The following is a 13,332-nucleotide window of genomic DNA, read 5'->3' on the forward strand; positions in this document are numbered from 1 at the left end:
ACGGAGATGGACCGAGCTCCGATCCGCGCTGCTCATGCCGCCGGCACGACCTGCGCGGCAGCCCGGCTCAATGCGCTTCCTGCCAGTTCCCCGCCGCCTTGGCCTCTACGACAAGCGGCACCTTCAGCGTCAGGGCCGGCGCCGGCGCCTCCTCCATAACCGAGGCGATGATCGGGATCGTGCGGTCGACCTCATCCTCGGCGACCTCGAAGACCAGTTCGTCGTGCACCTGCAGCAGCATGCGGGCGTTCAGCTTCTTGGCGGCGAGCGCCGCCTCCATCCGTGTCATCGCCCGCCGGATGATGTCGGCGGCCGAGCCCTGGATCGGCGCGTTGATCGCCTGCCGCTCGACGCTGGCACGCTCGGACGGGTTGTTGGAGCGGATCTGCGGGTAGTGGCAGACCCGGCCGAACAGGGTGGTGACGTAGCCCTTGTCGCGGCAGCTCCGCTTGGTCGTGTCGATGTAGTCGCGGATGCCCGGGAACTGCTCGAAATACTGCTTGATGAACGCCGAGGCCTCCTCGCGGCCGATGCCGAGCCGGTCGGCGAGGCCGAAGGCCGAGATGCCGTAGATGATGCCGAAGTTGATGGTCTTGGCCCGACGCCGCAGGTCGGGGGTCATCTCCTTGAGCGGCACGCCGAACATCGCCGAGGCCGTGGCCGCGTGGATGTCGATCCCGTCCTCGAACGCCTTCCGGAGCTCCGGGATGTCGGCCATGTGGGCCAGCAGCCGCAGCTCGATCTGCGAATAATCGGCCGAGATCAGCCGGTTCCCGGGCGCGGCCACGAAGGCGCGCCGGATCCGCCGACCCTCCTCGGTGCGGATCGGGATGTTCTGCAGGTTCGGCTCGGACGAGGACAACCGTCCCGTGGTGGTCGCCGCCAGCGAGAACGAGGTGTGGACCCGCGCGGTCTCGCGGTCGGCATGGGTCTGGAGCGAATCCGTGTAGGTGGATTTCAGCTTCGAGAGCTGGCGGTATTCCAGGATCTTCTTGGGCAAGGCGTGCCCGGCCTGAGCCAGTTCTTCGAGGAGCGTGGCCGGTGTGGCCCACTGGCCCGATGGCGTCTTCTTGGCGCCCGGCAGGCCCATCTTGCCGAAGAGGATGTCGCCGATCTGCTTCGGTGAGCCCACCGAGAATTTTTCCCCAGCATCCTCCTGGATCTCCTCCTCCAGGCGGACGAGGATCTGCGAGAAATCGCCCGAGAGGCGGCTCAGCATCTCGCGGTCGACCCGGATGCCGCGCTGCTCCATCCGGGCGATCACCGGCAGCAGCGGCCGCTCCAGGGTCTCGTAGACCGCGACCCGGTGCTCGGCCACGAGGCGCGGCTTCATCATCCGCCACAGGCGTAAGGTGACATCCGCGTCCTCGGCCGCGTAGGCGGTGGCCTTGTCGATCGCGACCCGGTCGAAGGTCACTTTGTTGCGGCCGGTGCCGGCGACATCGGAGAACGTGATCGGCTGGTGGCCGAGATGGCGGCGGGCCAGTTCGTCCATGCCGTGCCCGCCCTTGCCGGCGTCGAGCACGTAGGAGATCAGCATCGTGTCGTCGAAGGGCGCAATCTCGATGCCGTAGCGGGCCAGCACGACCCAGTCGTATTTCAGGTTCTGGCCGACCTTGAGGACACCCGGATTCTCAAGGAGCGGCTTCAGCCGACTGAGCGCCTCCTTGAGCGGGATCTGGCCCGGCACCGGCTCGGCGACGTCGGAGGCGGCAGCGCCCTCGCCGAACAGGTCGGTGGCGTCGGCCTGCACCTTGGCGGCCTGCACGTGGGCCAGGGGGATGTAGCAGGCCCTGCCGGTCGCCACCGCCAGCGAGACGCCGACGAGGCCGGCCTTGTGGGCGTCCAGGGCGTCGGTTTCGGTATCGACTGCGATCACCCCGGCCTCCTGGCCTTCCGCGATCCAGGCGTCGAGCTGCTCCAGGGACGACACCGTCTCGTAGGCGGCGGTGTCGAACGGCGCGACCGCCTCGGCGGCGCGCGCCGCCACCACATTGCCCGGCGTCGCTTCGACAGGCGCCCGGGGCTTGGCCGGCGCGTCCGGCAGGTCGAGATCCGCGAAGGGGTCGATCTCGCCACCCTCCGGCGGTGCGGCGCCCGGCGGGTGCTCGGCCCCGGCCGCGGCGGTCTCGGGGTCCGGCGGCACGGAATCGCCGAAGAACGGCACCGCGTCGCTGCCGCCGGCCGCGTTGCCGTAGCCGTGCGGACGGGCCCCGGGCAGGAGCCGCGGATCGGGCTTCACCGCCTCCGGGTCGACGTGCAGCATCTGGGCGATGCGGCGGGTGAGCGTGTTGAACTCCATCGCCTTCAGGAAGCCGACGAGCTTCTCCGGATCGGGCTTGGGCACGCCGAGATCGTCAAGCGCCACCGGGACGGGAACGTCCTCCATCAGCGCAACGAGCTTGCGCGAGAGCTTGGCCTGATCGACGTTGGCCAGCAGGGTCTCGCGGCGCTTGGGCTGCTTGATCTCGCCGGCCCGCTCCAGCAGGGCTTCGAGGCTGCCGAACTCCTTGATCAGCGCCGCCGCGGTCTTGAGGCCGATGCCGGGAACGCCCGGCACGTTGTCGGAGGTGTCGCCGATCAGCGCCAGAGCATCGCCGATCTGGTTCGGCTGCAGGCCCTCCCACTTGGCAACGATCGCCTCGACATCGAGGTTGCGCTCGGGCCGGTAGCCGGCCTTGCCCTTAGCGCCGGATTCGAAATCGTAGAACCGCACCTGCGGCCCGACGAGCTGCATCAGGTCCTTGTCAGACGAGACGATGATGACGCCCGCGCCCCGCGCCTCGGCCTGGCGGGTGTAGGTGGCGATGAGGTCGTCGGCCTCGTAGCGCTCCAGCTCCACCGCGTGCAGGCCGAAGGCGCGCACCGCGTCGCGCATCAGCGGCATCTGGCGCTTGAGGTCGTCGGGCGCGTCGGGGCGGTGGCCCTTGTAGTCGGGGAACATCTCCTTGCGGAACGAGCCCTCGGACTTGTCGAAGACGATGCCGAGATGGGTCGGCATCGTGCCGGCCGCGCCCTCCTGCAGGAACTGGGCGATCTTCGTGCAGAACAGCCGCACGGCGCCGGTGGGCAGCCCGTCGGAGGGTCGCGAATTGTACTTCTGGTCCTGGTTGATCGACTGGAAATAGGCCCGGAAGATGAAGGACGAGCCATCGACCAGGATCACCTGATCACCGGGGCCGACAGGCTTGGTCTCGGGGCTCGCGTCGGGCTTCGCGTCGGTCATGGGCTCAGGCGGCTCGGGGCGATCAGGGGTCGGGCGCGCGGTCCGGCTCGGCGCGGCAGGCCGCGACGAGAACGGGCAACTCGTGGTGGACGGTGAGCCAGACGATGTCCAGCCTCACCCGTCCCGTGTCGTGCCGGCAGCCGATCGACACCGCATAGAGAGCGGCCGCGTCCGCATCGTATCAGCACCGCCGAACAAGCGGCCGGCTCAAGCTCACGCGGCGAGTTCGCGCCCCAGCGCCTCCACCCGGCGCAGGTCATCCACGAAGGCCGCGTAGGCCTCCTCCTTCGCCTCGTCCGGCAGGCGCAGCAGGTAGGACGGGTGTACCGTGATGAAGCCCTGAAAGCGGTTGTCGTGCCGGTCGAACCGGAACGGCCCGCGCGCCCGGGTGATCGGGATTGCCTTGCCAGTCAGCGCCAGCACGGCGGTCGCGCCGAGCGCCACCACGAGCTTCGGAGCGACGAACTCGAGCTCCCGATCCAGCCACCAGCGATAGTGGCTGACCTCGCCGGCCGTCGGCTTCTGGTGGATGCGGCGCTTGCCGCGCTCCTCGAATTTGAAGTGCTTGACCGCATTCGTGAGGTAGCTCGCCCCACGGTCGATCCCGGCCTCCGCCATGGCGCGGGAGAGCAGTTGCCCCGCGGGCCCGACGAAGGGGCGGCCCTGCCGATCCTCCTGATCGCCCGGCTGCTCGCCGACGAAGGCGACGGTCGCGCCGACCGGCCCCTCGCCCAGAACCGCTTGGGTGGCGCCCGGCACCAGCGGCTCGGTGCGGCGGATGATGGCGTTCAGCTCGTCGAGGCTCTTGGGATCCTGGTCGGCCATGGCGGCGACGGCGCGGACGGGATCGCGGCGTGTGGGCATGGTCGGCTCCCTCTCGATCATGGCTTCGGTGCGCCCGGCCGCCGCCCGGACCAGGGCGGGGATCGCGGCGGTCTCGGGCATGTTGTGCCAGTACTTCTTGGGCATCTCCGCCCGCATGGCCTTCAGGTTGGTGCGGGCCGGGTTGAAGGTGCTCTCGTAATAGGTCTGCCAGCCGGCCTCGAACCCGTCGCCTTCTGGAAGCTGCGCCCGGTCCCCAGGCGGCCCGAAGGTCAGGGTCTCGGTATCCCAATGGGCCGAGCCTTCGGGGGTCAGGATCGACCAGCGCATGCCGCGGAAGCGGTTGACGAAGAAGTGAGCCGCCGCCTCGAGGATGTGGTGATCCGGCTCGAACCACGCGACGTAATGCTCGCCGCCGCTGTCCTCGGCCCGGCGGAAGCGCAGGAAGGCGTGCATCTTGTGGAGGTCGCGCCCGATCGCCTTGGCCATCCGGTGCAGGCGGTAGACCAGTGGATCGCTGCCCACCTCCATCAGGTGCCGCTCGCCGTGGCAGACGCGCCAGATCAGCGCGTAGAGCAGGCCGTAGCGCTCCGGATCGCGGTGGGGGATCACCTGCGGGATCAGGGCGGCGACGGGTTTGGGCAGGGCAAGCGGCGCGGCGGGGGCATCATCCGCATCGGCACCGAACAGGCCGGGCGCGTCCGACACCGACCACGTCACGGCCTCGGGCGGGACGCCCTGCGCGACGAGTCTGCGGGCGGCTTTGCGGAAGCCGTCGAGATCGGCGCCGGGGCGTAAGGTGATGGCGCGTGGCCGGTGCGCATCCCCTCCCCCCGCAGAGGGGGAAGGGAGGGTCGCGTTTCCGGCCCCCATCAAAACAAACTCAGTTGCTGCGCCGGCTCGACCAGTCGCGCGCGCAGGTCGAGCCGGTCGGTCAGCCCGACCGGACGGTGGTCCGCGGCGACGAGAAACGGCCGCGCCCGCTTCAGCCCCGAGGTCAGCCGGGCGACGTCATCCAGGCGCAGGGTCGCGTGGCGGCGCGCCTTGACGATCTTGTCGACCGCCCGCGCGCCGAGCCCCGGAACCCGCAGCAGCCACTCCCGGTCGGCCCGGTTCACGTCCACCGGGAACTTGTCCCGGTGCTTCAGCGCCCAGGCGAGCTTCGGGTCGATGTCGAGGGCGAGCATCCCGCCCTCCGACGCGTCGGCAACTTCGTCGGGGGTGAATTCATAGTACCGCAGCAGCCAATCGGCCTGGTACAACCGGTGCTCGCGCTGGAGCGGCGGCGGCGTCGGCGGCAGGATCGCCGAGCCGTCCGGGATCGGGCTGAAGGCGGAGTAGTAGACCCGCTTCAGGCCGACGCTGCCGTAGAGCAGCGCGCTCTTGCGGATCAGCGCCTCGTCGGTGGTGGCATCCGCCCCGACGATCACCTGCGTCGAGTGCCCGGCCGGCGAGAAGCGGCGCTTCTCGGCCTTGGCCTGCACGATCCGCTCGCCGATCTGCGCCATGGCCCCCTGAATCGCGGCGCCGTCCTTCTCGGGGGCGAGGCGCTCCAGGCTCGCCTCGGTGGGCAGCTCGACGTTGATCGAGAGCCGGTCGGCGTAGAGGCCCGCCTCCTCGATCAGCCAGGGACTCGCCTCCGGGATCGATTTGAGGTGGATGTAGCCGGCGAAACCGTGATCGCGCCGGAGCGACTTCGCCACCCGGGTCAGCAGCTCCATCGTGTGGTCCGGCGACTTGATGATGCCGGAGGAGAGGAACAGGCCCTCGATGTAGTTGCGTCGGTAGAAGTTCAGGGTGAGGTTCACGACCTCTTCCACGGTGAACTTGGCCCGCCGGACGTTCGAGGAGCGCCGGTTCACGCAATAGGCGCAGTCGAACAGGCACCAGTTGGTCAGCAGGATCTTGAGCAGCGAGACGCAGCGACCGTCCGGCGTGTAGGCGTGGCAGATCCCGGCCCCGGTCGTCGAGCCGAGACCGTCCTTGCCGGCGGCCCGTTTCGGCGCGGCCGACGAGGCGCAGGAGGCGTCGTACTTCGCGGCATCGGCCAGGATGCGCAGCTTCTTGGCGAGGGTCTCGTCCATCGAACAGACAATGAACGACGCGGTCGAAGGTGCAAGGCCGTCCGGCGTTTCGCCCCGAGCCGCGATGCCGCACCCGTCACTCCGCCGCGTCCGGCTCGGTGTCGATCTCCATGTCGATCACCTGGCGGGCAAGACCGTAGGCGAACCCGGCCCGCGCCAGCGCGGCGAGATCACGGTCTCGATACGCCGCCCGCAAGTCCGGCCGGCGATACGGTCCGAGCCGCCGCCGCTTGGCGTAAGCCTGCGCGGCCTGCGTCTCGATCTCCTCCGCCGCTCCGTCCGGCATCGCCTCGCGCTCCGCCTGCATGGCGGCCTCGACCACGTCCCGCGGGACGCCCTTGGCGGCAAGCTTGGCCGAAACGCCCCGGCTCGACGTGCCGCGGCGCCGGAGCGTGGCGAGGCGGGTATCGGTGAAGCGCACATCGTCCACGAGGCCGGCCGAGACCGCCCGCGCCACGGTCGCGGCGATCATCTCGGCGAAGGCGGCCGGATCCTCCCCGCGCAGGCGCGCCCGCTTCTCCACCCGCCGCGCCAGGGTCCGGCGCAGCATCTCGGTGGAGGCGCTGTATCGCTCGAGGTAGTGCAGCGCCGCCCGCTCGAGCCATGTCGGACTGATCGGCTTCGGCGGCGGCGCATCGGCCTTGCGGCGTTCTGGCGCGGATCCTGCAACGTTTGAAGGTTTCACCGGTTCTTCACGATCTCGACAGGTTTGCGTTTCATGACTTGGGTATGGAACGCGCGCAACGCGACAGGCTCGGCCATGGTCCGACCCCCCGTCCTTCGCCCGGCCGCTCTCGGGGACCGTGGCGGCGGCGACTTCACGCCGCGGCGACATCTCTGATGCGCCGCGAGTGGCTCCTGGTCCTGGTGGCCCTGGGGCTGGCCGCGGTCGCGGCCGCGATCGTCTACCTGTCGCGGCCGAACACGCTGGTGGTCGCGGTCGGCCCTCAGGACGGGCCGGAAGCCGCGCTGATCGAGGCCTATGCCGGGGCCCTCGACCGGGCCCGCGAGGATGTCCGCCTCAAGGTCGTGCGCTATGGCGACGTCCGCGACAGCGCCATGGCCCTCCAGCGGAACAAGGCCGACCTCGCGGTGGTGCGGCCGGACGTCTTCCTGCCCGAGAACGGCCTGACGCTGGCGATCCTCCACGACGAGGCCCTCGTCATCACCGCGCCCGAGGCGGCGGATATCGACGACATCCCGGCGCTCGCCCGCAAGCGCCTCGGCATCGTCGTGCGCCACAGCGCCGACCTGCCCTTCCTCACGAATCTGCTCTCCTTCTACGACCTCGTGCCCGACAACCTGGGCGAGGACGCGCCGGAGGACGGCCACGCCGCCGAGGCGGAAGCCGGCCACGTCGTCGTGGTGCCCCTGAAGGTCGGCGAGGTCACCGCCGCGCTCAACGAGAAGCGCGTCGACGCGGTGGCGGTGATTGCCAGCCCGGCCTCCAAGGTCGCGGGCGCCGTGGTGCGGGCCGTCGAACTCGGCGCGCCGGAGCACAAGGTCGGATTCGTCTCGATCCCCGACGGGGACGCGATCCTGCAGCGCTTCCCGGAACTGCAATCGGTCACCATCCCGGCCGGGACCTTCGGCGGCCGGCCCAAGCGCCCCGACGAGGAGGTCAAGACCGTCGGCGCCTCGTACCGCCTGATGGCGCGCGGCACGGTGAGCCGCGTCGCGGTCGCCTCGGCCACCCAGCACCTGTTCGAGTGGCGCTCGCGCCTCGCCTCCGCGGCCCCGGTGGCCAAGCTGATGAAGGCGCCGGACTTCGACACGACGGTGGCGGCGACCTCCGCGCGCCTGCCAAACCATCCCGGCGCCGTCGACTATTTCGAGCGCGAGCAGCAGACCTTCCTGGACCGCTACGAGGATTACATCTACCTCTTCGCCTTCTTCGGCGGCACGATCGGCTCCGGCTTCGCCTGGATCGGGCAGCGGCTCGCCCGCAAGCGCCGGGAGCGCGTCGATTTCGTCCTCGACCGCCTGCTCGACATCATGCGCGAGGTCCGCGCGGCGACCAGCAGCGCCGAACTCGACGCCATCGCGATCGAGACCGATGGGCTGGTGGCGGACGTGGTCTGCTACGCCCGGGAGCGCAGCATCGACGCCCGCACGGTCAGCGCCCTGATCCTGGCGGTCGACGGAGTCCACGCCGCCATCGCCGACGCGCGGCGGCAGACCGGCGAGGCGGAACCGCCGGCGACCACCCGCAGGCGGACGGCCCGGTTGCTGGCCCTTGATCTGCCGGCTGCGGAATAGTGACCCGCGCCGCGCGGACCGCGGAGGCGCCGCGCCGCATGGCTGGCGGCGTAGGCATATCATGCTAACGGGAGCCATGTTCGATCCCGTCGCCGCCCTCGATACGGTCCTGGAGAACCTCGACCGCGAGGCTCGCGAGCCCACCAAGCTCCGGGCCGCGCTGGTGCCGCAGCTGCGCCGGGTGATCGAGGAGGGCCATCGCGCCGCCGAGGCGCAGCTCCTCGAGGACCGCAATGGGCTGCGTTGCGCCCAGAGCCTCTCGGCGCTCACCGACGCGGTGGTCCGGGCGATCCACGACGCCGTGGTCTGGCGGCTCTATCCGAACGACAACCCCTCCACCGGCGAGCAGCTCGCGGTGGTCGCCACCGGCGGCTACGGCCGGGGCACGATGGCACCGGGCTCGGACATCGATCTGCTGTTCCTGCTGCCCTACAAGCAGACCGCGTGGTCCGAGAGCGTCGTCGAGGGGATGCTCTACGTCCTGTGGGACCTGAAGCTGAAGGTCGGGCACGCCACGCGCTCCGTGGAGGAGTGCCTGCGCGAGGCGCGGGCCGACATGACGATCCGTACCGCCCTCTTGGAGGCGCGGTACCTGTTCGGCACGCGGGTCCTGTACGAGGAGCTGGTGACGCGCTTCGACGCCGAGCTGGTGGTCGGCTCGGCCGCCGAGTTCGTGGACGCGAAGCTGCGCGAGCGTGACCTGCGCGTCTCGAAGGCCGGCTCCTCGCGCTACCTCGTCGAGCCCAACGTCAAGGACGGCAAGGGCGGTCTGCGCGACCTGAACACGCTGTTCTGGATCGCCAAATACACCTACCGGGTGCGCGATCAGATCGAGCTCGTCAGCGCCGGCCTGTTCACGCCGGAGGAATACGCGCTGTTCGAGCGCTGCGACGAGTTCCTGTGGCGGGTCCGCTGCCACATGCATTTCGCGACCAAGCGCGCCGAGGAGCGCCTGTCCTTCGGCCTACAGCCGCGGATCGCTGAGCGCTTCGGCTACGAGGCGCGCGGCGGCCTGTCGGGCGTCGAGCGCTTCATGAAGGCGTATTTCCGCATCGCCAAGGATGTCGGCGATCTCACCGCGATCGTCTGCGCCGAGCTCGAAGCGCGCCACGCCAAGCGCACGCCGGTGCTCGACCGCTGGATCGGCCGGTTCCGCGACCGGTTCCGCGCCACCGCCATCGAGGCTGAGGATTTCTGGATCGACCACGGCCGGGTGAACCTGCGGGCCGAGGACGCCTTCGAGCGCGATCCCGTCAACCTGATCCGCCTGTTCTGGCTCGCCGACCGGCACAACCTCGCCATCCACCCGGACGCCAAGCGCTTGGCCAACCGGTCGCTCCGGCTGATCAATCCGTCGCTGCGTGGGGACACGGAGGCGAACCGCCTGTTCCTCGACATCCTGACGTCCCGGAACGCCCCGGAGGAGGCCCTGCGCGAGATGAACGAGGCGGGCGTGCTCGGCCGGTTCATCCCGGATTTCGGCCGCATCGTCGCGATGATGCAGTTCAACATGTACCACCACTTCACGGTGGACGAGCACCTGCTGCGCACCGTCGGCGTGCTGGCCGACATCGAGTCGGGCCGGGTCCAGGAGACCTACCCGCTGGTCTCGCGCCTCGTGCACTCGATCCACAACCGCACGGCGCTCTACGTGGCGATCCTGCTGCACGACATCGCCAAGGGCCGGCCGGAGGATCATTCGATCGCCGGCGCCGCCATCGCCGAGAAGCTCTGCCCCCGCTTCGGCCTGAACCAGGCCGAGACCGAAACGGTGTGCTGGCTGGTCGAGCATCACCTGCTGATGTCCATGACCGCGCAGAGCCGCGACCTCTCGGACGCCAAGACGATCGAGCGCTTCGCCGCGAGCGTGCAGAGCCTGGAGCGGCTGAAGCTCCTGACGATCCTGACGGTGGCCGACATCACGGCGGTCGGCCCCGGCGTCTGGACGGCCTGGAAGGGCACGCTGCTCCGCACGCTCTACGACGAGACCGAGGTCTACCTGTCGGGCGGCCATTCCGAGATCGCCCGTACCGACCGGGTGCGCCTCGTCCAGATGAGCCTGCGCGAGCAGCTGCCGAGCTGGGCGTCGGAGGAGTTCGACGCCTACGCGGCCCGCCATGGCCAGGCCTACTGGCTCAAGGTCGACAGCACCCGCCAGCTCAAGAACGCGGTGTTCCTGCGCGACGCACTTGCCGATGGCCGCACCAGCGCGACCGACGTCGCCCTCGACCCCGTACGGGGAGTGACCGAGATCACCGTCTACTCGCCCGACCATCCGCGGCTGCTCGCGATCGTCACCGGAGCCTGCGCGGCCGCCGGCAGCAACATTGTCGACGCGCAGATCTTCACCACCACGGACGGCTTCGCCCTCGACACGATCTTCATCTCCCGCGCCTTTGAGCGCGACGAGGACGAGCTGCGCCGGACCAAGCGCATCACGGCGGCGATCGAGCGGGCGCTGAAGGGCGAGATCAAGATCGCCGACCTGGTCGCCGACAAGCACCCGTCGACCAGCACGCGCGCCAAGACCTTCCCGGTGCCGCCGGACGTGATCATCGACAACGCCCTGTCGAGCCGGGAGACCGTCGTCGAGGTCACGGGCCTCGACCGGCCCGGTCTGCTCTACGAGCTGACCACCGCCTTCGGCCGGCTGTCGCTCAACATCACCTCGGCGCATGTGGCGACCTTCGGCGAGCGGGCGGTCGACGTCTTCTACGTCACCGACCTCACCGGCACCCGGGTGACTCAGCCCGATCGCCAGGCCGCGATCCGCGGCGCCGTGATGGATGTGTTCGCGGGCGACGTCGCCGCCCTGAAGGCGGAGGGGCTGGAGGCCCTGGTTGCCGCCCCGCCACCCCGCGAGGCGTGAGCGCCGGGTTGATTTCGCCGCCTCCGGGCCAGATATCAGCGCCGGCTCCGATTGCCCCGAACCACCCTGCCCTGACGACTGAAACACGATGACGAGCAACGACATGCCCCAGGATGACCAGCGCCAGACCACGGTCGAAGCCGGTGCCGGCGCGGCCCAGGATACGGCGCCCACAGGTCAGGGCGCCGAGGCGGCCTCCGTCGATCCTGTCGCGGAGGCCCTGGCCCTGCTCACCGCCGAGCGCGACGAGCTGAAGGACCGGATGCTGCGCACGCTTGCCGAGATGGAGAACCTGCGCCGCCGGACCGAGCGCGAGGTCGCGGATGCGCGCGCCTACGCGGTCACGAACTTCGCCCGCGACGTGCTCAACGTCGCCGACAACATCCGCCGCGCCCTCGACAGCGTCCCAGCCGACGCGAAGGCCACGGCCGACGGCGCGCTGAAAGGCCTGATCGACGGGATCGAGCTCACCGAGCGTGACCTCGGCAAGACCCTGGAGCGCCACGGGGTGAAGATCGTCGAACCGCAGGGCCAGAGGTTCGACCCGAACCGGCATCAGGCCATGTTCGAGGTGCCGAACCCGGAGGTGCCGGCCGGCACCGTCGTCCAGGTCGTGCAGGCCGGCTACGTCATCGGCGAGCGCGTGCTGCGTCCCGCTCTGGTCGGCGTCGCCAAGGGCGGCCCGAAGGCGGCCGCCAGCCCGGCCGACGCCGCCTGATCGCGATTACCTGATCGAAACCGCGGCGCTCCCTACCGGCAGGGCAGCGCCGTGGCGAAGCTCGCGATGAACTGCGCCGTCTGGCGGGTCTGGGCCGGCGCCCGCGGATCGCGCGCGACCAGGCCCGCCTCGACCTCAAGGCGCCGGTTGCAGGCACAGCTCGTCAGGACGCCCGAAGCCGGGTCGGTCGAGCAGGCGTCATGATGCGCGCAGGCGAGATCCAGCGCGTCGATCGGCGCATAGCCGGGGCCGCGGTTCCCCGGCCCGCAATAGTTCCCGTAGATCAGGATCGCGCCTCGGCTGGATGCGCTCGGCGGAACGATATCCTGTGCCCGCGCGCCCGCCGCACAGGCTGCGAGTCCAAGGACGAGAACGGCCAACTTGGTGAAGGTCGGGCTGGGAGCGATCACGGCCGATCCTGTCGGAAATATCTCCTGACACCGCGCGGCGACACCCGTGCGGCATCCGGCCCCGACGACCCGAACCAGCCGTGGACGCGATCGACCGGCCGAAGGATTCGCGGAGCCGAATGCCGGGCATAGCGCCTCACCACAGCCAAGCCGTCAAGGTCCGCCGCAGCTAATATTGACTAGAATCGGTAATTCACCCCAGCCCTGACCAGACCAAACCCTGAATCCTGTTTGCCGGCACCGTAATACGCCGGAACGCTGGCATTGTAATATGTCGATCCAGTGAAGCCACGACCGAGATGGATGTACAGCGCCTCCACTTTGACGGAGAGCTTCTCGGTGAAGGCATACTCGATGCCGCCGCCCGCCGCGTAGCCGGTCCGATCGGTTCCGGGCAGGGTGTAAGGATAGGACGTCGCGGAGGACGTGCGGGATCCGCCGCCATACGCGAAGCCGCCGGTTCCGTAGACGAGGACGCGGTCGAAGGCGTAGCCGAGGCGGCCACGGACGGTGCCGAAGTAGTCGAGGCTCGGTCGAACGCTGTAATACGGCGTCGTGCCGAGATAGGCGGCGTCCGCCTTGGCAAAGGACGCCGCCTGGATGTCGGTCTCGAAGCCGAGCACGAAGCCGGAGCCCGGCGTGAACTGGTAATTGTACCCGATCTGCCCGCCACCCGCGAAGCCGCCGGAGCTCTTGCCGCCGGCCACGATGCCGTAGGTCGGGTCGGTGAAGCCGCTGCTGTCCGTGCGGAAGGCGTAGCCGGCATTCAGACCGGCGTAGAACCCTGTCCAGGTGAAGATCGGCAGCGGCGGCGGAGATGGCGGCGGCGCGCGGCGCGGCAGATCCGCGGCCTGCGCACTGAGCGCGAGGCAGCCAGCCGCTGCGCCGAGGAGCGCGGCGCGGAACGATGTCGTCATAGTGGTCTCGTGCGTGGAGCGGCCGAG

Annotated in this window: 9 protein-coding genes; 3 read left to right on the top strand and 6 right to left on the bottom strand. The window is 69.8% G+C overall.

Annotation, left to right across the window (positions count from 1 at the left end):
* Positions 1 to 67: 67 nt before the first annotated feature.
* From polA to AC3WSN_RS18990, 4 genes are all read right to left on the bottom strand, one after another.
* Positions 68 to 3,226 (bottom strand): DNA polymerase I, encoded by a 3,159-nt coding sequence (polA, locus tag AC3WSN_RS18975; protein ID WP_492540000.1) that lies wholly within the window; start codon positions 3,224 to 3,226, stop codon positions 68 to 70.
* Positions 3,227 to 3,439: 213 nt separating this feature from the next.
* Positions 3,440 to 4,921: a UdgX family uracil-DNA binding protein gene (locus tag AC3WSN_RS18980; protein WP_492540002.1), complete on the bottom strand. Its 1,482-nt coding sequence runs from the start codon at positions 4,919 to 4,921 to the stop codon at positions 3,440 to 3,442.
* Positions 4,921 to 6,132: a putative DNA modification/repair radical SAM protein gene (locus AC3WSN_RS18985; RefSeq protein ID WP_492540004.1), complete on the bottom strand. Its 1,212-nt coding sequence runs from the start codon at positions 6,130 to 6,132 to the stop codon at positions 4,921 to 4,923. Before AC3WSN_RS18985 ends, AC3WSN_RS18980 begins: the two co-directional genes overlap by 1 nt.
* Positions 6,133 to 6,208: 76 nt before the next feature.
* Positions 6,209 to 6,748, bottom strand: coding sequence for a regulatory protein RecX (locus AC3WSN_RS18990; RefSeq protein WP_492543165.1), 540 nt, complete (start codon positions 6,746 to 6,748; stop codon positions 6,209 to 6,211).
* 224 nt (positions 6,749 to 6,972) lie between these two features.
* Between AC3WSN_RS18990 and AC3WSN_RS18995 the strand changes: the two genes are divergently transcribed.
* The 3 genes from AC3WSN_RS18995 to grpE all read left to right on the top strand — a co-directional run bounded on the left by AC3WSN_RS18995 (position 6,973) and on the right by grpE (position 11,978).
* Positions 6,973 to 8,391 carry a TAXI family TRAP transporter solute-binding subunit gene (locus AC3WSN_RS18995; protein WP_492540006.1) on the top strand — a complete coding sequence of 473 codons (1,419 nt, stop codon included), beginning with the start codon at positions 6,973 to 6,975 and terminating at the stop codon, positions 8,389 to 8,391.
* 61 nt (positions 8,392 to 8,452) lie between these two features.
* Positions 8,453 to 11,260, top strand: a complete 2,808-nt coding sequence (locus AC3WSN_RS19000; protein ID WP_492540008.1) for a [protein-PII] uridylyltransferase — start codon at positions 8,453 to 8,455, stop codon at positions 11,258 to 11,260.
* Positions 11,261 to 11,363: 103 nt separating this feature from the next.
* Positions 11,364 to 11,978: a nucleotide exchange factor GrpE gene (gene grpE / locus AC3WSN_RS19005; protein ID WP_492540010.1), complete on the top strand. Its 615-nt coding sequence runs from the start codon at positions 11,364 to 11,366 to the stop codon at positions 11,976 to 11,978.
* A 32-nt stretch (positions 11,979 to 12,010) separates the two neighbouring features.
* Here grpE and AC3WSN_RS19010 read toward each other — a convergent pair whose 3' ends face one another.
* Both AC3WSN_RS19010 and AC3WSN_RS19015 read right to left on the bottom strand, forming a co-directional pair.
* Positions 12,011 to 12,388 carry a phospholipase A2 family protein gene (locus tag AC3WSN_RS19010; protein WP_492540011.1) on the bottom strand — a complete coding sequence of 126 codons (378 nt, stop codon included), beginning with the start codon at positions 12,386 to 12,388 and terminating at the stop codon, positions 12,011 to 12,013.
* Between the two features lie 179 nt (positions 12,389 to 12,567).
* Positions 12,568 to 13,305, bottom strand: a complete 738-nt coding sequence (locus AC3WSN_RS19015) for an outer membrane protein (protein ID WP_492540013.1) — start codon at positions 13,303 to 13,305, stop codon at positions 12,568 to 12,570.
* Positions 13,306 to 13,332: the final 27 nt, after the last annotated feature.

The sequence above is a fragment of the Methylobacterium sp. FW102-HT35C08 genome (assembly GCF_058790235.1).